Raw genomic sequence first — 304 nt, forward strand, 5'->3', positions numbered from 1 at the left:
TAATGCTGAGGCTTTCAAATCCCAACGTTTACCAGTTCCAGGAGTGGTATAGCGGCTAAAAGTAAAGCTCCTATGCTTGTTGTAGCTAGATCCGTAAAATTGGGCTCTTGCATAAGGTCCAGGGTATCTTACCCCATCTCTTGTAGCTTGACCTCTACCACTTAATTCTCCACTTTTTCGTGGAATAAATGGCTGCATGTCAATCATCATCTGGTTAGCAATAGCTAGCTTGCCTTTGGCCAAGGCTGATGACGATACCTTTTTCTCAATGCCTTTTAGGTCAATTTTGACAGAAACGCTAGTC

Annotated in this window: 1 protein-coding gene; it reads right to left on the bottom strand. The window is 43.1% G+C overall.

The window, feature by feature from the left end; genetic code table 11:
• The coding region (locus ACQRDX_RS09600; protein WP_427896675.1) for a minor capsid protein at positions 1–304 on the bottom strand (304 nt) is incomplete at both ends.

It is taken from the genome of Streptococcus sp. SGI.013, assembly GCF_050315295.1.
Taxonomy (GTDB): Bacteria; Bacillota; Bacilli; order Lactobacillales; family Streptococcaceae; genus Streptococcus; species Streptococcus porcorum.